General features: G+C 59.3%; 8 protein-coding genes. 3 read left to right on the forward strand and 5 right to left on the reverse strand.

Going from position 1 to position 19,435, the window contains the following annotated elements:
* Positions 1–52: 52 nt before the first annotated feature.
* The 3 genes from I6L46_RS12595 to I6L46_RS12605 form a co-directional block, all read right to left on the reverse strand.
* The gene (locus I6L46_RS12595; RefSeq protein ID WP_216975761.1) at positions 53–12,283 is read right to left on the reverse strand and encodes a retention module-containing protein; all 12,231 of its coding nucleotides are present in this window, start codon (positions 12,281–12,283) and stop codon (positions 53–55) included.
* 230 nt (positions 12,284–12,513) lie between these two features.
* A complete protein-coding gene (locus I6L46_RS12600) occupies positions 12,514–14,175 on the reverse strand; it encodes a putative transporter (RefSeq protein WP_005335335.1) in 1,662 nt (553 codons plus the stop codon).
* A gap of 127 nt (positions 14,176–14,302) precedes the next feature.
* A complete protein-coding gene (locus I6L46_RS12605) occupies positions 14,303–14,938 on the reverse strand; it encodes a hemolysin III family protein (RefSeq protein ID WP_216975763.1) in 636 nt (211 codons plus the stop codon).
* A gap of 175 nt (positions 14,939–15,113) precedes the next feature.
* Here I6L46_RS12605 and I6L46_RS12610 point away from each other — a divergent pair, with 175 nt between their 5' ends.
* The 3 genes from I6L46_RS12610 (at position 15,114) to I6L46_RS12620 (ending at position 17,612) form a co-directional block, all read left to right on the forward strand.
* The gene (locus I6L46_RS12610; protein WP_216975765.1) at positions 15,114–16,637 is read left to right on the forward strand and encodes an aminotransferase class V-fold PLP-dependent enzyme; all 1,524 of its coding nucleotides are present in this window, start codon (positions 15,114–15,116) and stop codon (positions 16,635–16,637) included.
* 90 nt (positions 16,638–16,727) lie between these two features.
* Complete coding sequence (locus tag I6L46_RS12615; RefSeq protein ID WP_005354349.1) at positions 16,728–17,291, forward strand: septation protein A; 564 nt, start codon at positions 16,728–16,730, stop codon at positions 17,289–17,291.
* 24 nt (positions 17,292–17,315) lie between these two features.
* Entirely contained in the window at positions 17,316–17,612 is a 297-nt protein-coding gene (locus I6L46_RS12620) for a YciI family protein (RefSeq protein ID WP_005335344.1), read from the forward strand.
* 79 nt (positions 17,613–17,691) lie between these two features.
* Here the strand turns inward: I6L46_RS12620 and cysQ are convergent, their stop codons facing one another.
* Together cysQ and pdxJ are read right to left on the reverse strand one after the other, a co-directional pair.
* Positions 17,692–18,447, reverse strand: coding sequence for a 3'(2'),5'-bisphosphate nucleotidase CysQ (gene cysQ, locus I6L46_RS12625; protein ID WP_042053947.1), 756 nt, complete (start codon positions 18,445–18,447; stop codon positions 17,692–17,694).
* Positions 18,448–18,650: 203 nt separating this feature from the next.
* Entirely contained in the window at positions 18,651–19,388 is a 738-nt protein-coding gene (pdxJ, locus tag I6L46_RS12630; protein ID WP_005340919.1) for a pyridoxine 5'-phosphate synthase, read from the reverse strand.
* Positions 19,389–19,435 lie beyond the last annotated feature (47 nt).

Genomic DNA, 19,435 nt, shown 5'->3' on the forward strand with positions numbered 1-19,435 from the left:
GATAAAAAAAGCGGCAGATTGCTCTGCCGCTTTTTATTGCCCCGAGTTGGGCTTACTTGTCGATATCGAGCATGTTGTTGGTCAACATGTAATCGATCACCTGGCTAGCCGTTGCACTACTATTACCGGTCAGAGAACCAAAAGTGTGACCAGACAACACAATCTCCTGGGTCACAGAGCCGCCAACCGAATCGCTAACCTTGAGATGCACACCTTGGCTATCTGCGGACACAGACAACAGATTTTTCAACAATGACTCTGTTTTAGACCCATCATGATCCAGCAGATCACTCAGATCCAGCTTGTCGCGCTGTGTCGGATCACTCAGGCTCGGTTTGAAGTCCGTGACAGTATCAACCGTCAACTTACCTGATTCGGTATCCCCCTTGTTCCACACGAAGATATCCGCTCCATCGCCACCGGTCAGTATGTCGTTGCCTAGACCACCGCTCAGAATATCGTTCCCGGCACCACCATCCAGCTTGTCGCTGCCGGTGCCGCCATAAAGGATATCCTTGCCATCGTCACCGTAGAGCTCATCGTCACCACCCTGGCCAAACAGGATATCGTCCCCCAGACCGCCGTGCAGCTTGTCGTTGCCCCCTCGGGTATCGCCCGCCACATCAAATGAGTTAGCATTCCCCTTGATGTACTCGTAAAGCTCAAGAGAGCTGGGTGCATAACCGTTTTTCAAGGTCAGGAACTGGGTCAGACCATCCAGTCCCTTGCCATCAACCCAATCTGCCGGCTTAGCTGGGTTGCCAGCCGTGCCCCACGGCAGGTGATCAGTATTGATGGCATCCCCGAACAGGATATCGTTACCCGCGCCACCGTGCAGGACATCGGCCCCTACTTCAGCAGGTGTATTGGTGGTCGAACTGCCAACCAGCACAGCCTTGAGCTGATCTGCCGTGGTGATGATGTCGGGCTGGCCAACCGGCGGGTAGGTCACCTTGCTCAGATTGTCAATCCGCAGCGTAGCAGCAGTGTCATCCCACCCGGCTTGCTTTACATCAGTGACTGTGAATACGTAACGATAATCACCGGCAACCATCGCTCCACTGTTGATGGTGCCAGTGGAGGTCACCGCTACACCGACATTCACCCAGGTAGAACCGTCCCAGCGTTGCAGTTGCACCGAGAAACTGTCCGAGTAAGAGAGATTGTTGCTTGTGCTGAGATCGAAACGGATGCCAACTCCCGTCGCTATCTTCAGTGTTTCGCTGGCAAATACCGATGAACCATTTCCCGCATTATCAGTTAACTCCAGCCGACTACTGACCCTTACGACACTCCCACTGCTATCGCCAGCCCTGCTCCAGCTATTCGCGCTCCAAGACCCCGCATTGCCGGAAAAATCATTCAGCAAAAGAGCGCTTCCATATTGACTGCCTGAGCCAATCACCTGCGTGTTGTCAAAATAATTCAGGTTCTCCTTCGTCACACCATTACCGATACCGATCGCCTTGACTTCGCTCAGCCCAGATAAAGGAGCAAACGCATCGATGGCCTTTTGCATCGCATCTGATTCAGATGCATTACTGTTCCCGTTATAAACTGTTGGATCACCATCGGTCAGGAAATAAGTGACATTCTCAAAGGTCAATCCAGAGCTGCTACCTGGCTTGCTGTTAAACCACTGGGTAGCCTTGATAAAGGCATCCTCATAGTTGGTCGCACCGCCAGCAGACAACGAGCTAATTTTGTCAATAAGCGACTGTAAATTGCTCTTGGATAGATCATTAATTGAGATGACAGAACTGGCAGACCAATTGAAATCAACCAACGTCACGTTCACGACGCCATCATGACCTGCCAGTTGATTGGCCAGCACTTTCAGAGCAGCAATTGTTAGGGTCATCCTGTCCTGGCCTGCAGGCGGATTTGATCTTCCGTCCAGGCCATACTGCATACTGCCTGAAGTATCTACAATCAGAGCAATATTGTAGTTTTTGCCCGGTTCAACCGAGGTCTTGATACCACCTATATCTCCCAGCAATACATCATCACCACGCCCCCCCTCGACAGTGTTATCGCCGTTCGGATTGCTGGGCTTGACCATAAAGCCGGTATCCGCTTCGGTATATTTCACTTCACCGGCTATCGGCTGACCATTCATGTCATACTCTTGCGAACCAGCCACCACGGTAACCTTGATATTCTGGCTACCGACAGGCAACTCCACCTGCAGCGACAGTTTCCCGTCTTTATCCAGCATGCTGGCCGGCACCTTCCAGCTGCCGTCGGCCTGCAGAGTGCCGCCTGACAGTAGCGTACCTTGAGGTAATCCCTTGATGGTCAGCTCGGTAAAATGTTCACTGCCATCGGTATCGATCAAGTCGACATCAACTTTCAACGTCGCCAGCTCAGCTACCTTGGTCAGGTTGCCATCCTTGAACTCATACTTGCCATCTTGCAGGTAAAGGGTCTCAACGCTGTAAAAATCATGGTTAGTCAAAGCACCACTAGAGTCTTTATATACCAATCGGTAATCACAACCCTGTGGCAACCCTGTCGTCACAAGCTTCAGGTCCTTCATCGAACCTAGCATATAGGCAACATCCAGCCCATCACCACCATAATAAGAGGTGGAGGCCTTCAGGCTTTGGGCTATCAGCGTGTCGTTGCCAGCACCAGCATTCAGAGTGACCGACGACGTAGCATTCTTGCCGCCGATCAGAATGTCATTCCCATCGCCGCCATCCAGGTTGTCAGTAACACTGCCACCACCAATCAGAATGTCATTGCCAGCTTCGCCTTTTGCCAGGAAGTGGTCGCCACTGCCGTATTTGATGGTGTCATTGCCGCCACCGCCCAGAACCCAACTGCCATTGGTAACCAGATAATCATCTCCGCCAGTCGGTGATGGCGACGGCCTCTTGCCATTCAGGTCGAACAGAATTTGCTCAATCTTAGCCGCCCCCGGCACAAACCCGCCACTCACCAGCTCAACCTTCAGCGTCACGCCGTCAACCACCGGCTTGATATCGACCACAAAGGTCGCATTACCACTACTGTTTACCCCGTCGCTCACCTGATAGCCGAACGACGCATAATCCCCCAGCTTATTGCCGTCCGCCCCCGTGTTCACACCGCTGCCCGCCGACCCGCTAGCCTCATGCGGATCAGGCTTGAACTGCAGCTTACCGGCGGCGATTTCTGCCTGAGTAAATACCTGATTTTCAACCACAGCCTGCCAGTTACCGTTGGCATCCTTGTACTGCAGCACCCCATCAGCCGGCAGTGAGGTGATCTTGATCGACAACTTGTCCGCAGCGGTATCGACATCGCTAGCCTTGAAGTCGCTCCATTTCAAAGTAAGCGGCATATCTTCTTCACCCTGGGCATAACCACCAGAGGTGGTGGGAGCAGCCAGAACAAGAGCCGTGTCACTGCCCGGCAGGGAGACGTTGCCCGCCTTGTCGGTCTGGGTCGCACTTACCGTCAGTGACTTGCCATCCGCCGGGGTATTCTCGGTCCAGCTGATGGTGCCGTTGCTGTAGGCAAAGCCGGTCGCAGGTGTGCCATTGGCAAACTGCAGCACCCCGTTCACCAGCTTCAGCTCGACGCTACTGCTGGCATCGCCATTGGTGATGGTCAGGGTGACCTTGCCGCCCGCCGTCAGCTCGGTGTGATTGACCTCGGCCTTCACCTGCACCTGGTCAGCACCGATCTCGCCCTTGCTCAGCAGGCCGTCATCCGGGTTGCTGTCATCCACGATGGTGACGGTCGGCTTGTCTGTCGCGGTGACGTCCACCTTCGCTGTGTCACTGCCCGGCAGGGAGACGTTGCCCGCCTTGTCGGTCTGGGTCGCACTTACCGTCAGTGACTTGCCATCCGCCGGGGTATTCTCGGTCCAGCTGATGGTGCCGTTGCTGTAGGCAAAGCCGGTCGCAGGTGTGCCATTGGCAAACTGCAGCACACCGTTCACCAGCTTCAGCTCGACGCTACTGCTGGCATCGCCATTGGTGATGGTCAGGGTGACCTTGCCGCCCGCCGTCAGCTCGGTGTGATTGACCTCGGCCTTCACCTGCACCTGGTCAGCACCGATCTCGCCCTTGCTCAGCAGCTCATCGTTGTTCAGGTCATCCACGATGGTGACGGTCGGCTTGTCTGTCGCGGTGACGTCCACCTTCGCTGTGTCACTGCCCGGCAGGGAGACGTTGCCCGCCTTGTCGGTCTGGGTCGCACTTACCGTCAGTGACTTGCCATCCGCCGGGGTATTCTCGGTCCAGCTGATGGTGCCGTTGCTGTAGGCAAAGCCGGTCGCAGGTGTGCCATTGGCAAACTGCAGCACACCGTTCACCAGCTTCAGCTCGACGCTACTGCTGGCATCGCCATTGCTGATGGTCAGGGTGACCTTGCCGCCCGCCGTCAGCTCGGTGTGATTGACCTCGGCCTTCACCTGCACCTGGTCAGCACCGATCTCGCCCTTGCTCAGCAGGCCGTCATCCGGGTTGCTGTCATCCACGATGGTGACGGTCGGCTTGTCTGTCGCGGTGACGTCCACCTTCGCTGTGTCACTGCCCGGCAGGGAGACGTTGCCCGCCTTGTCGGTCTGGGTCGCACTTACCGTCAGTGACTTGCCATCCGCCGGGGTATTCTCGGTCCAGCTGATGGTGCCGTTGCTGTAGGCAAAGCCGGTCGCAGGTGTGCCATTGGCAAACTGCAGCACACCGTTCACCAGCTTCAGCTCGACGCTACTGCTGGCATCGCCATTGCTGATGGTCAGGGTGACCTTGCCGCCCGCCGTCAGCTCGGTGTGATTGACCTCGGCCTTCACCTGCACCTGGTCAGCACCGATCTCGCCCTTGCTCAGCAGGCCGTCATCCGGGTTGCTGTCATCCACGATGGTGACGGTCGGCTTGTCTGTCGCGGTGACGTCCACCTTCGCTGTGTCACTGCCCGGCAGGGAGACGTTGCCCGCCTTGTCGGTCTGGGTCGCACTTACCGTCAGTGACTTGCCATCCGCCGGGGTATTCTCGGTCCAGCTGATGGTGCCGTTGCTGTAGGCAAAGCCGGTCGCAGGTGTGCCATCTGCAAACTGCAGCACACCGTTCACCAGCTTCAGCTCGACGCTACTGCTGGCATCGCCATTGGTGATGGTCAGAGTGACCTTGCCGCCCGCCGTCAGCTCGGTGTGATTGACCTCGGCCTTCACCTGCACCTGGTCAGCACCGATCTCGCCCTTGCTCAGCAGGCCGTCATCCGGGTTGCTGTCATCCACGATGGTGACGGTCGGCTTGTCGGTCGCGGTTACATCCACCTTCGCCGTGTCACTGCCCGGCAGGGAGACGTTGCCCGCCTTGTCGGTCTGGGTCGCACTTACCGTCAGTGACTTGCCATCCGCCGGGGTATTCTCGGTCCAGCTGATGGTGCCGTTGCTGTAGGCAAAGCCGGTCGCAGGTGTGCCATTGGCAAACTGCAGCACACCGTTCACCAGCTTCAGCTCGACGCTACTGCTGGCATCGCCATTGGTGATGGTCAGGGTGACCTTGCCGCCCGCCGTCAGCTCGGTGTGATTGACCTCGGCCTTCACCTGCACCTGGTCAGCACCGATCTCGCCCTTGCTCAGCAGGCCGTCATCCGGGTTGCTGTCATCCACGATGGTGACGGTCGGCTTGTCGGTCGCGGTTACATCCACCTTCGCTGTGTCACTGCCCGGCAGGGAAACGTTGCCCGCCTTGTCGGTCTGGGTCGCACTTACCGTCAGTGACTTGCCATCCGCCGGGGTATTCTCGGTCCAGCTGATGGTGCCGTTGCTGTAGGCAAAGCCGGTCGCAGGTGTGCCATCTGCAAACTGCAGCACACCGTTCACCAGCTTCAGCTCGACGCTACTGCTGGCATCGCCATTGGTGATGGTCAGAGTGACCTTGCCGCCCGCCGTCAGCTCGGTGTGATTGACCTCGGCCTTCACCTGCACCTGGTCAGCACCGATCTCGCCCTTGCTCAGCAGGCCGTCATCCGGGTTGCTGTCATCCACGATGGTGACGGTCGGCTTGTCGGTCGCGGTGACGTCCACCTTCGCCGTGTCACTGCCCGGCAGGGAGACGTTGCCCGCCTTGTCGGTCTGGGTCGCACTTACCGTCAGTGACTTGCCATCCGCCGGGGTATTCTCGGTCCAGCTGATGGTGCCGTTGCTGTAGGCAAAGCCGGTCGCAGGTGTGCCATTGGCAAACTGCAGCACACCGTTCACCAGCTTCAGCTCGACGCTACTGCTGGCATCGCCATTGGTGATGGTCAGGGTGACCTTGCCGCCCGCCGTCAGCTCGGTGTGATTGACCTCGGCCTTCACCTGCACCTGGTCAGCACCGATCTCGCCCTTGCTCAGCAGGCCGTCATCCGGGTTGCTGTCATCCACGATGGTGACGGTCGGCTTGTCTGTCGCGGTGACGTCCACCTTCGCTGTGTCACTGCCCGGCAGGGAGACGTTGCCCGCCTTGTCGGTCTGGGTCGCACTTACCGTCAGTGACTTGCCATCCGCCGGGGTATTCTCGGTCCAGCTGATGGTGCCGTTGCTGTAGGCAAAGCCGGTCGCAGGTGTGCCATCTGCAAACTGCAGCACACCGTTCACCAGCTTCAGCTCGACGCTACTGCTGGCATCGCCATTGGTGATGGTCAGGGTGACCTTGCCGCCCGCCGTCAGCTCGGTGTGATTGACCTCGGCCTTCACCTGCACCTGGTCAGCACCGATCTCGCCCTTGCTCAGCAGGCCGTCATCCGGGTTGCTGTCATCCACGATGGTGACGGTCGGCTTGTCTGTCGCGGTGACGTCCACCTTCGCTGTGTCACTGCCCGGCAGGGAGACGTTGCCCGCCTTGTCGGTCTGGGTCGCACTTACCGTCAGTGACTTGCCATCCGCCGGGGTATTCTCGGTCCAGCTGATGGTGCCGTTGCTGTAGGCAAAGCCGGTCGCAGGTGTGCCATCTGCAAACTGCAGCACACCGTTCACCAGCTTCAGCTCGACGCTACTGCTGGCATCGCCATTGGTGATGGTCAGAGTGACCTTGCCGCCCGCCGTCAGCTCGGTGTGATTGACCTCGGCCTTCACCTGCACCTGGTCAGCACCGATCTCGCCCTTGCTCAGCAGGCCGTCATCCGGGTTGCTGTCATCCACGATGGTGACGGTCGGCTTGTCGGTCGCGGTTACATCCACCTTCGCCGTGTCACTGCCCGGCAGGGAGACGTTGCCCGCCTTGTCGGTCTGGGTCGCACTTACCGTCAGTGACTTGCCATCCGCCGGGGTATTCTCGGTCCAGCTGATGGTGCCGTTGCTGTAGGCAAAGCCGGTCGCAGGTGTGCCATTGGCAAACTGCAGCACACCGTTCACCAGCTTCAGCTCGACGCTACTGCTGGCATCGCCATTGGTGATGGTCAGGGTGACCTTGCCGCCCGCCGTCAGCTCGGTGTGATTGACCTCGGCCTTCACCTGCACCTGGTCAGCACCGATCTCGCCCTTGCTCAGCAGGCCGTCATCCGGGTTGCTGTCATCCACGATGGTGACGGTCGGCTTGTCGGTCGCGGTTACATCCACCTTCGCTGTGTCACTGCCCGGCAGGGAAACGTTGCCCGCCTTGTCGGTCTGGGTCGCACTTACCGTCAGTGACTTGCCATCCGCCGGGGTATTCTCGGTCCAGCTGATGGTGCCGTTGCTGTAGGCAAAGCCGGTCGCAGGTGTGCCATCTGCAAACTGCAGCACACCGTTCACCAGCTTCAGCTCGACGCTACTGCTGGCATCGCCATTGGTGATGGTCAGGGTGACCTTGCCGCCCGCGGTCAGCTCGGTGTGATTGACCTCGGCTGTCACCTGCACCTGGTCAGCACCAATCTCACCCTTGCTCAGCAGGCCGTCATCCGGGTTGCTGTCATCCACGATGGTGACGGTCGGCTTGTCTGTCGCGGTGACGTCCACCTTCGCTGTGTCACTGCCCGGCAGGGAGACGTTGCCCGCCTTGTCGGTCTGGGTCGCACTTACCGTCAGTGACTTGCCATCCGCCGGGGTATTCTCGGTCCAGCTGATGGTGCCGTTGCTGTAGGCAAAGCCGGTCGCAGGTGTGCCATTGGCAAACTGCAGCACACCGTTCACCAGCTTCAGCTCGACGCTACTGCTGGCATCGCCATTGGTGATGGTCAGGGTGACCTTGCCGCCCGCCGTCAGCTCGGTGTGATTGACCTCGGCCTTCACCTGCACCTGGTCAGCACCGATCTCGCCCTTGCTCAGCAGCTCATCGTTGTTCAGGTCATCCACGATGGTGACGGTCGGCTTGTCTGTCGCGGTGACGTCCACCTTCGCTGTGTCACTGCCCGGCAGGGAGACGTTGCCCGCCTTGTCGGTCTGGGTCGCACTTACCGTCAGTGACTTGCCATCCGCCGGGGTATTCTCGGTCCAGCTGATGGTGCCGTTGCTGTAGGCAAAGCCGGTCGCAGGTGTGCCATCTGCAAACTGCAGCACACCGTTCACCAGCTTCAGCTCGACGCTACTGCTGGCATCGCCATTGGTGATGGTCAGAGTGACCTTGCCGCCCGCGGTCAGCTCGGTGTGATTGACCTCGGCTGTCACCTGCACCTGGTCAGCACCGATCTCGCCCTTGCTCAGCAGCTCATCGTTGTTCAGGTCATCCACGATGGTGACGGTCGGCTTGTCTGTCGCGGTGACGTCCACCTTCGCTGTGTCACTGCCCGGCAGGGAGACGTTGCCCGCCTTGTCGGTCTGGGTCGCACTTACCGTCAGTGACTTGCCATCCGCCGGGGTATTCTCGGTCCAGCTGATGGTGCCGTTGCTGTAGGCAAAGCCGGTCGCAGGTGTGCCATCTGCAAACTGCAGCACACCGTTCACCAGCTTCAGCTCGACGCTACTGCTGGCATCGCCATTGGTGATGGTCAGAGTGACCTTACCGCCCGCGGTCAGCTCGGTGTGATTGACCTCGGCCTTCACCTGCACCTGGTCAGCACCGATCTCGCCCTTGCTCAGCAGGCCGTCATCCGGGTTGCTGTCATCCACGATGGTGACGGTCGGCTTGTCGGTCGCGGTTACATCCACCTTCGCCGTGTCACTGCCCGGCAGGGAGACGTTGCCCGCCTTGTCGGTCTGGGTCGCACTTACCGTCAGTGACTTGCCATCCGCCGGGGTATTCTCGGTCCAGCTGATGGTGCCGTTGCTGTAGGCAAAGCCGGTCGCAGGTGTGCCATCTGCAAACTGCAGCACACCGTTCACCAGCTTCAGCTCGACGCTACTGCTGGCATCGCCATTGGTGATGGTCAGAGTGACCTTGCCGCCCGCCGTCAGCTCGGTGTGATTGACCTCGGCCTTCACCTGCACCTGGTCAGCACCGATCTCGCCCTTGCTCAGCAGGCCGTCATCCGGGTTGCTGTCATCCACGATGGTGACGGTCGGCTTGTCGGTCGCGGTGACGTCCACCTTCGCCGTGTCACTGCCCGGCAGGGAGACGTTGCCCGCCTTGTCGGTCTGGGTCGCACTTACCGTCAGTGACTTGCCATCCGCCGGGGTATTCTCGGTCCAGCTGATGGTGCCGTTGCTGTAGGCAAAGCCGGTCGCAGGTGTGCCATTGGCAAACTGCAGCACACCGTTCACCAGCTTCAGCTCGACGCTACTGCTGGCATCGCCATTGGTGATGGTCAGGGTGACCTTGCCGCCCGCCGTCAGCTCGGTGTGATTGACCTCGGCCTTCACCTGCACCTGGTCAGCACCGATCTCGCCCTTGCTCAGCAGGCCGTCATCCGGGTTGCTGTCATCCACGATGGTGACGGTCGGCTTGTCTGTCGCGGTGACGTCCACCTTCGCTGTGTCACTGCCCGGCAGGGAGACGTTGCCCGCCTTGTCGGTCTGGGTCGCACTTACCGTCAGTGACTTGCCATCCGCCGGGGTATTCTCGGTCCAGCTGATGGTGCCGTTGCTGTAGGCAAAGCCGGTCGCAGGTGTGCCATCTGCAAACTGCAGCACACCGTTCACCAGCTTCAGCTCGACGCTACTGCTGGCATCGCCATTGGTGATGGTCAGGGTGACCTTGCCGCCCGCCGTCAGCTCGGTGTGATTGACCTCGGCCTTCACCTGCACCTGGTCAGCACCGATCTCGCCCTTGCTCAGCAGGCCGTCATCCGGGTTGCTGTCATCCACGATGGTGACGGTCGGCTTGTCTGTCGCGGTGACGTCCACCTTCGCTGTGTCACTGCCCGGCAGGGAGACGTTGCCCGCCTTGTCGGTCTGGGTCGCACTTACCGTCAGTGACTTGCCATCCGCCGGGGTATTCTCGGTCCAGCTGATGGTGCCGTTGCTGTAGGCAAAGCCGGTCGCAGGTGTGCCATTGGCAAACTGCAGCACACCGTTCACCAGCTTCAGCTCGACGCTACTGCTGGCATCGCCATTGGTGATGGTCAGGGTGACCTTGCCGCCCGCCGTCAGCTCGGTGTGATTGACCTCGGCCTTCACCTGCACCTGGTCAGCACCGATCTCGCCCTTGCTCAGCAGGCCGTCATCCGGGTTGCTGTCATCCACGATGGTGACGGTCGGCTTGTCTGTCGCGGTGACGTCCACCTTCGCTGTGTCACTGCCCGGCAGGGAGACGTTGCCCGCCTTGTCGGTCTGGGTCGCACTTACCGTCAGTGACTTGCCATCCGCCGGGGTATTCTCGGCCCAGCTGATGGTGCCGTTGCTGTAGGCAAAGCCGGTCGCAGGTGTGCCATTGGCAAACTGCAGCACACCGTTCACCAGCTTCAGCTCGACGCTACTGCTGGCATCGCCATTGGTGATGGTCAGAGTGACCTTACCGCCCGCGGTCAGCTCGGTGTGATTGACCTCGGCTGTCACCTGCACCTGGTCAGCACCGATCTCGCCCTTGCTCAGCAGCTCATCGTTGTTCAGGTCATCCACGATGGTGACGGTCGGGGCCGCAGTCGAAGTCACATCCATACTGCCATTGTCGGTCGCAGTGCCGGTGTTGCCGGCCGGATCGGTGACGCTGGCCGTTACTTGATAGCTGCCTTCCGCCAGCGGGGTAGTGACATCCACGCTGTAACCACCACCCGGTTGCACGGTGGCGGTCAGGGTCTGCGGGTTGCCGTTGGCATCGGTCACGACCAGGGTAACGGTACTGCCCGCCGGGGCATCCGTCGTACCGGTAATGGTCGGGGTGGTGTCGTTGGTGTTGTCCGGCGCATCCACACTGATGGTCGGCGCGGTCACATCGACACTGCCATCGTCGGTCGCGGTGCCGGTGTTGCCGGCCGGATCGGTGACGCTGGCATCCACCTTGTAGCTCCCTTCCGCCAGCGGGGTGGTGACATCCACGCTGTAGCTACCACCCGGTTGCACGATGGCGGTCAATGTCTGCTGAGTGCCATTGGCATCGGTCACCACCAGGGTGACTATGCTGCCAGGGGCTGCATTGGTTGTACCTGTGATGGTTGGAGTAGTGTCAGTGGTGTTGTCCGGCGCATCGACCGTGATGGTCGGGGCGGTCACATCCACGCTGCCATTGTCGGTTGCCGTTCCTGTATTACCCGCAGGATCTGTCACTGTGGCTGTTACGGTATAAGAGCCTTCAGCCAAAGGGGTCACCACATCCACGGTGAAGGTACCGCTGGGTGTGACAATCGCTGTCAGGGTTTGTTGATTACCGTTTGCATCGGTGACCAGCAAGGTTACGGTGCTGCCAGCAGGAGCATCCGTGGTCCCGGTCAGGGTCGGAGTAGTGTCATTGGTGTTATCTGGCGCAACCACGGAAATGGTGGGCGGCGTCAGGTCGAATACTTCATCTTCGCCAGCAGCACCCAGCGGTGGCTCGCCATTGGTGTTGTAGGTGGTATCGAAGGTAGCTTCAGCAATGGTTGCGGAACCGGTACGGTCGATGGTGACAAAACCGCCGTTGCCACTGGCACCGGCGACGCCCCCAATACCGCCACCACCGGCAGCAGGTGCACCGCCTGCTGCGGAAGCTTCAAAAGCCTGGGTCGGGTCCGCGCCACCCAAGATCGCCTGTTGCAAGGCACTAATATCATCAGGAGTACCTGCAGCGCCGTTTTGCGCCAGCTGGGGAGCATCTCCCTCTTCGGCAGGCTCACTCTGTTCGCTGGCTGGTTGCACAGTGAACGACTGTCCGCCGCCCATGAAACTGGCGCCATCCGGCGACATGATCACCGCCCCTTTCGGCAGCACATCACCTTCAGCCAACAGCTTCCGGCTGCCATCTGCGGCCACCAGATAAATTTGTCCTTTAAGTTGGGTTACGGTTACGCCCTGTTCCAAGGTAACAGCATTGGTGATCATGTTCTCTCCTGAATCCTGATTTGCATGCAATAAGCCACAGCCTACTTTGCAGACTGAGGGGAAAAATAACCAGCTCGAAAATTCGAAAGGATAGGCCGATTTGAGGCTAAACTGTTCAGCCAGACAGAAGTGTATAGAACGAGGTTGCGAGAGTGGCAAAACCTAAATTATCAATAGATTACAGAGTAATGACAGGAGCATGACAAGGCATGCTCCTGTCAGGATTAACCCTAGGCTCCCGCCCAGAGGATGATAGCCAGCAGCTGTGGCGAGATGATCCGCAGGAACATGACCAGAGGGTAAACGGTGGCATAGGAGAGCGCACTGGCGCCACTGGTCGGGTGCATGGCGTTGGCAAAGGCCAGCGCGGGAGGGTCTGTCATGGAGCCGGCCAGCAAGCCGCACAGGGTCAGATAATTCATCTTGCCGTAGAGGCGCGCCAGCACACCGACCACCAGCAGCGGGATCAGGGTGATCGCCATACCGTAGAGCATCCAGGCTGGGCCATCACCGTTGATCAGGGTATCGACAAAACCGGCACCGGACTTGAATCCGACCACCGCCAGAAACAGCACAATCCCGATCTCCCGCAGCGCCAGGTTGGCACTGGGGGGCATGAACCAGTAAAGCTTGCCGATGCTGCCGATCCGCGACAGGATCAGCGCCACCACCAACGGCCCGCCCGCCAGACCCAATTTGAGAGCGGCCGGGAAACCGGGCAGGTAGAAGGGGATGGAGCCGAGCAATACGCCGAGACCGATCCCGATAAATACCGGCAACATCTGCACCTGCTGCAGTTTTTGCTGCACGTTGCCGACCACATTGGTCACCGCTTCGATGGCATCGAGGCGCCCCACCAGGTTGAGGATATCACCAAACTGCAGGCTGGTCTGACTGGTCGGCACCAGTTCGATACCGGCACGATTGAGGCGCGAGATCACCACGTCATAGCGTTGTTTGATATCCAGATCGCGGATCTTCTTGCCAAGAACCTGCTCGTTGGTCACCACAACCCGCTCGACGCGCAGATCGGTGCCGCGGGTCGAGAGCGAGGTCTCCACCTCCTCCCCCAACACCAGCAACACCTTGTGCAGCGCATGGCGCTCACCCACCAGGTGCAGCAAGTCACCCAGTTCGATACGGGATTCCGGCCGTGGCACCATCAGCTCGTCGCCACGCTTAAGCCGTGAACAGATGACATCAGACTCGTCGAGACTCGGGATCTCGCTCAGCATCAGGCCGTGCATGTTGGGGTTGCGCACCGCGATATTGATGGTCTGCAAGCTCTCCTTGGTTTTACCGGTTTGCAGCTCGAACTGGGCGGCTTCATCGTCGATTTTGATGCGAAAGAAGACCCGAACCAGCCACATGGTGAGCAAAATGCCACAGATGCCAAACGGATAGGCAACCGCATAGCCCATCCCCATCAGGCCGGTCGAACCGGGGGCGGCGCCCAGCTCGGCCAGGATCTGCTGGCCCGCACCGAGGGATGGCGTATTGGTGACGGCACCGGAGAAGACCCCCAGAATGACCGGCAACGGCACATCGAAAAATTGATGCAAGCCAGCGGCCACCACGCAGCCAAGGATGACCAGCAAGGCGGCAAAGGCGTTGAGTTTGAGACCCGAACTGCGCAATGACGAGAAGAAACCCGGCCCGACCTGGATGCCGATGGTATAGACAAACAGGATCAGGCCAAATTCTTGAATAAAGTGAAGCGTTTGTGCATCCAGCGCGAGATCGGAGGCGCCTGCAAAATGACCTACTATGATGCCGCCGAACAGCACCCCCCCTATTCCCAAGCCAACGCCATAGACTCGCCAGTTTCCCAGCCAGAGTCCTAGCACTGCCACCAGCGACAACATGCTGATGGAAAGCGCGATTTCACTCATTTCGTGCATCCTTTGCGAATTGAACTGGCCCTAGCTTGTCAGCAAACGCTGATGCCAACTGTGTGATACCGCACGAATTTATCCTTTTACGCGCTAAAAATACCAATTAAGGGCTAGTTGCAAGACGTTAGGCGACGTAGCCGTAAATGGCCATAAAGTGACAAACGCTGCCACCCAGCACAAACAGATGCCAGATGGCGTGGTTGTAGGGAATTCGCTTGGCAACGTAGAAGATGACCCCGAGGCTGTATATAAGGCCACCAAGCCCGAGCAGCAGCAGCCCCTCACCGGCCAGATGGATATAGAGCTGGTAGATGACCACCAGCGACAGCCAGCCCAACATCAGGTAGGTAAAGAGCGACAACTTCTTGAAGCGGTTGATAAACACCAGCTTGAACACCACACCAGCCAGCGCCAGGGCCCAGATCACCACCATCAAGCCCTTCGCCAGCGGCGTGTCGAGCGCCACCAGCAGAAAGGGGGTATAAGTACCGGCGATCAGCAGATAGATGGCACAGTGATCAAACACCTTGAACCAGCGTCTGGCCCGCCCTTCTGCCATGCTGTGGTAAAGGGTCGAGGCGAGATAGAGCAGCACCAGACTGCCACCATAAAGGCTGTAACTCACCAGCGCCTGCGTGCCCTGCCCCCATCCCTTGATGAGCAACAGCACCAACCCGACAATCCCCAGCAACAATCCCGCACCGTGGCTCAGCCGGTTTGCCAGCTCCTCCCGGGGGGAGTAATCCATCACACCACTCATAACATCGACTCCACAATAACTGTGGCTCACTCTACCCAGCGCCATTTCGGAGTACAAGTGTTCGCTTAAAAAATGGAGTGGCTGTCACCTGCCAACCTTTGGTGTATGCTCTGCCGCCGATGCCCGAGACAAGCGGCATAGACACCTACCCCGGTGACCTGGTCTGGAGAACCTGATGAAGTTGACTGAGCTGTTTGCACAAGCGGATCCCGCCTTTGGTGAGGCGATGAACACCTTGCTGGAGAGCTTCCACCACTCCGACGACAGTCAGGCCCCCTATCAGCGCGACCTGTTCACCCACCAGCTCGATCAATCCCGCATGCCTGCAGTCGGCCAACCTATCGAGGAGTATCTGGCGCGGCTGGCCACTCTGGTGCCCGGCGCCTCGCACCTCACCTCGCCACGCTACATGGGCCACATGACGGCGCCACTGCCGGCCTATACCGCCGAGCTGTCGCGCCTGCTGGTAATGCTGAACCAGAATCCGATGAAGATGGAGTCCTCCCGTCTGCTCAGCTTTCTGGAGCGAGAGGTGCTGGCCAAGCTGCACCGCCTCATCTATGGCAGGGACGATGCCTTCTACGGCAAGCAGATGCATGCCAAGGATGCCGCTCTCGGTGTCATGACCAGCGGCGGCACCATCGCCAATGTCACAGCTCTCTGGCTGGCCCGCAACCGCGCCTGTGGCGACAACCTGTTCGCCCTCTATGAGCAGGGCTATCGCGGCGCCGTCATTCTGGGCTCCCGGCTGATGCACTACTCCTTCGACAAGGGGATGGATCTGCTCGGACTGGGCGCCAGAAGCGTCTGGCGCCTTGAGACCGACGAGCAGAACCGGCTCAGTCTGGCTGCGCTGGAGCAGGCGCTGATCCAGTGCAAAGAGCAGAAATTGAAAGTACTGGCATTGGTCGGCGTGGCGGGCAGTACCGACTTTGGCTCCATCGACCCCCTGCCTGAGCTGGCCGCCATCGCCGAGCGCGAGCAGATCCACTTCCACGTGGATGCCGCCTGGGGCGGCCCGACCCTCTTCTCTCCCCGCTATCAAGGTCTGCTTGCCGGAATAGAGCAGGCCGACACCGTCACCCTCGATGGCCACAAACAGCTGCTGGTGCCGCTTGGTACCGGCATGCTGCTCTGCCGCCAGCCCGACCTGATGATGGCAGTCAAGCGAGAGGCGCCCTATGCCATTCGCGCCACCTCGTTCGATCAGGGTCGCTTTACCCTGGAGGGCACCCGCCCGGCCAATGCCCTCTATCTGGATGCCGCTTTCCAACTCTTCGGCCAGCAAGGCTACGCCGAGCTTATCGAAGCCAACTACGACCGCGCCCGGCTGATGGCAGATCTCATCGAAAGTGACCCCGCCTTCGAGCTGATGTCGGCACCGGTGATGAACCTGCTCTCCTACCGCTGCATCCCGCCCCATCTGCAGGGCAAGGTGCTGGACGAAGCGGCCAACGAGCAGATCAACGCCTTCAACGTGGCGCTACAAAAAGCCCAGCGCGCCGAGGGGCACAGCTTTGTCTCCCGCACCCAGCGCGCTGTGTTGCGCTACGGCGCCCAACCGCTCACCCTGCTGCGCGCCGTGCTACTCAACCCGCTTATCGAAGAGCGTCATATTCGCGACCTGCTGGCCGATCAGCAGCGACTGGGGATCACCATTGCTCGCCAACTGTTTGGCGACAGCACGGAACCGGCGTAAAAATGAGCGGTCTTATTCATTTGCCGTTGTCCGCCATGCAGGTAGACTGGGCGAAATTTGCAGGCCATCTTTGAGGACTAGGCGCCAACAATGAAGCAATTTATTGAATTTATTCCACTTATCGTTTTCTTCGCGGTCTACAAGTTCTACGACATCTACATGGCTACCGGCGCACTGGTGGTGGTCACCGGTCTGCAGCTCGCCTATAGCTGGATCCGCTATCGCAAAGTCGAGAAGATGCAGCTCTTTACCTTCCTGCTGGTCGGCTTCTTCGGCGGCCTCACCGTCTTCTTCCACGATGACACCTTTATCAAGTGGAAAGTGACTGTCATCAACGTGCTGTTCGCACTGGGTCTGCTTATCAGCCGCTACGGCTTTGGCAAGAATCTGATCAAACAGATGCTGGCCAAGGAGCTGCAAGCACCCGATGCAGTCTGGGACAAGGTCAATCTCGGCTGGGTCGGCTTCTTTACCGTCTGTGGCCTGCTCAACCTCTACGTGGCGTTCAACCTGCCGCAAGAGATGTGGGTCAACTTCAAGGTGTTCGGTCTGCTGGGGATGACGCTGGTCTTTACCCTGCTGAGCGGTGTCTACCTCTACCGCCACATTCCTGCCGAGCAGTTGTCCCAGCAAAAAGACGAACCCAAAAAATAACCCTCATCAGAAAAGGATTGTCTCATGTGGTATCTCATCTACTCCGAAGATGTCCCCGATAGCCTGCCACTGCGCAAGCAGGTTCGCCCTGCCCATCTGGCCCGCCTGCAAGCCCTGCAGGATGAAGGTCGGCTGCTGACCGCGGGTCCCAACCCGGCCATCGATGCCGAGGATCCGGCCGATGCAGGCTTTACCGGCAGCACCGTCATCGCCGAGTTTGCCTCGCAAGCTGACGCCAAAGCCTGGGCTGATGCCGACCCTTATGTGACCGCCGGTGTTTACGCCAAGGTCACCATCAAGCCGTTCAAAAAGGTCTTCTGACCCGAAGCGAATAGCGAAATAAAAAAGGCCGGACTGGAAGTTCATTCCAGTCCGGCCTTTTTGCATCCCGATATCTCGTTTATGCCTTGGCGACAAACCAGGGATTGAGGATATCGGGCTTGTTGTAGGCAAGGGATGAGCCATCGAGCTGGGTGACGCTGCCACCCGCCCCCTCCAGCACCGCCTGTGCAGCGCCGGTATCCCACTCGCAGGTAGGTGCGAGGCGCGGATAGAGCTCGGCGCCCCCCTCGGCAATGATGCAGAACTTGAGGGAGCTGCCCATGGAAACCAGCTCGATCTCGCCAAAAGGAGCCAGGAAATCGAGGGTCTCCTGCGACAGATGGTTGCGACTGCCCACCACTCGCCACGCCTCGCCTTCACGATGAGGCCGGGTCTGGATAGGCTCGCGCTTGCCATCGGCGATGCGCCAGGCACCGAGCCCCTTGCCGCCATACCAGAGCTTGTCCAGCACAGGGGCATAGACCAGCCCCCAGCGCGGCGCCCCCCCTTCAATCAGCGCGATATTGACGGTGAACTCGCCGTTGCGGGAGACAAACTCCTTGGTGCCGTCGAGGGGATCCACCAGCCAGTAGCGGGACCAGCCGTGGCGCGCCGCCATCACCTCGGACCCAGACTCCTCGGACAATACGGGAATATCCGGAGTCAGCCGTGCCAACCCCTGAACGATCACCTCATGCGCCCCCTTGTCGGCAGCGGTCAGCGGACTCTCGTCACTCTTGTACTCCACCGCGAAAGGCTGGCTGTAGATGGCCATGATGGCCGCCCCCGCCGCGCGGGCGACAGGTTCAAGTTCGGTGATATCGGGGTGGTACAGGGGATGATCCATAACAATCTCGTCCAACTCACAGGGTCAACCAGTGTAACCCTTTTGACATCAACTGCTTATAGCCGATTGTGCTGGGTTATTACTGCGCGGGTGCCGCCCTCGCTTGAACAGGGCCTGAAATAACAAAGGACGCCGCGGCGTCCCTTGTTATTTCTAGCGGCCGGTCTCAGGCCGCGGGCCTATTTTGCAACTCAGATCCCCTGACGGGCTTCCTGCATCAGCAGGCGCATATCGCTCACGGCCTTGGCCAAGCCGTCGAAGGCGGCGCGACCAATAATGGCGTGGCCGATGTTGAGCTCATAGAGCTCGGGGATGGCGGCGATGGCCTTGACGTTGTGGTAGTGCAGGCCGTGACCGGCATTGACCTTGAGCCCCTTGCCAGCGGCATAGGAGGCACCGGCGGCGATGCGCTTGAACTCGGCGTTACGCTCGGCATCTGTGGTGGCATCGGCGTAACGACCGGTATGGATCTCGATAAAGGGAGCACCGCTCTCGGCAGCCGCATCGATCTGAATGGGATCGGCATCGATAAAGAGCGAAACCTGCGCCCCCACCGCGGAGAGACGGGCAACGGCATCAGTCACCTTGGCCAGCTGACCGGCCACATCCAGACCGCCCTCGGTGGTCACCTCGGTGCGCTTCTCCGGCACCAGACAGACGAAATGAGGCTTGATGCGGCAGGCGATGCCGATCATCTCTTCGGTCACCGCCATCTCCAGGTTCATTCTGGTCTGGATAGTCTGACGCAGGATCTCCACGTCGCGATCGGTGATATGGCGGCGATCTTCACGCAGATGCACGGTAATGCCATCGGCCCCGGCCTGTTCGGCCACGAAGGCGGCCTGTACCGGATCCGGATACTGGGTGCCACGGGCGTTGCGCAAAGTCGCAATATGGTCGATGTTCACACCCAGATAGATTTCACTCATTGAGAACTCCTTGAAAGGCTTCATCTGTTGACTGCGCGGTCAGCGAA

The sequence above is a fragment of the Aeromonas sp. FDAARGOS 1416 genome (assembly GCF_019048085.1).
Classification (GTDB): domain Bacteria; phylum Pseudomonadota; class Gammaproteobacteria; order Enterobacterales; family Aeromonadaceae; genus Aeromonas; species Aeromonas veronii.

Coding starts and splice junctions, on each gene's coding strand:
- I6L46_RS12595 (WP_216975761.1), bottom strand. CDS start 12,283: ATGATCACCAATGCTGTTACCTTGGAACAGGGCGTAACCGTAACCCAA.
- I6L46_RS12600 (WP_005335335.1), bottom strand. CDS start 14,175: ATGAGTGAAATCGCGCTTTCCATCAGCATGTTGTCGCTGGTGGCAGTG.
- I6L46_RS12605 (WP_216975763.1), bottom strand. CDS start 14,938: ATGAGTGGTGTGATGGATTACTCCCCCCGGGAGGAGCTGGCAAACCGG.
- I6L46_RS12610 (WP_216975765.1), top strand. CDS start 15,114: ATGAAGTTGACTGAGCTGTTTGCACAAGCGGATCCCGCCTTTGGTGAG.
- I6L46_RS12615 (WP_005354349.1), top strand. CDS start 16,728: ATGAAGCAATTTATTGAATTTATTCCACTTATCGTTTTCTTCGCGGTC.
- I6L46_RS12620 (WP_005335344.1), top strand. CDS start 17,316: ATGTGGTATCTCATCTACTCCGAAGATGTCCCCGATAGCCTGCCACTG.
- pdxJ (WP_005340919.1), bottom strand. CDS start 19,388: ATGAGTGAAATCTATCTGGGTGTGAACATCGACCATATTGCGACTTTG.